This window comes from Methylobacterium sp. CCH7-A2, from assembly GCF_001557075.1.
GTDB lineage: Bacteria > Pseudomonadota > Alphaproteobacteria > Rhizobiales > Beijerinckiaceae > Allobosea > Allobosea massiliensis.
Genome location: NZ_LSKN01000272.1, coordinates 1 through 564 on the forward strand (window position 1 = coordinate 1; position 564 = coordinate 564).

At 69.7% G+C, this 564-nt stretch carries 1 pseudogene; it reads left to right on the forward strand.

Annotated features, from left to right (window positions below):
- Nucleotides 1–35 precede the first annotated feature (35 nt).
- A pseudogene (locus tag AX750_RS20130) lies at nucleotides 36–564 on the forward strand ((Fe-S)-binding protein); the annotation flags it as partial.

Sequence of the window (564 nt, forward strand, 5' to 3'; positions counted from 1 at the left end):
CTGAAGGCGCTCGTCACGCAGACGGGGGATGCTGCATGACCGTCCAGACTGCCAGTCCGATCGTCCAGGTCCTGCCGGAGACCGCGCCGTTCAGCGAGGAACAACGCTCCTGGCTCAACGGCTTCTTCGCGGGACTGCTGTCGCTCGACAATGCCGGCGTCACCGCGCTGTCGCCGGCGCAAAACGCCGCCGTGATGGGCCAGGCCGAAGATGACGGCGCGCCCTGGCATGATCCTTCGATGGCGCTGCCCGAGCGGATGCAGCTCGCGCAGGGCAAACCCCTGCCGCGCCGGCTCTTCGCCGCCATGGCCCAGCAGGATTGCGGCCAGTGCGGCTATCTCTGCGAGACCTATTCGGCGGCTATCGCCTCCGGCGCCGAGGCAAGGCTCAATCTCTGCGCGCCCGGCGGCAAGGACACGCTTCGCCAGGTCAAGGCGCTGATGGAGGAGGGAGGAGCACCCGCTCCTGAAGCCGCAGAGCCCTCCGCGCCCGCGACGCTCGGCCCGCTTGGCCGCTGCCGCGAGAACCCGGCACTCGCCACCTTCCTCTCCCGCCGCAAGCTCA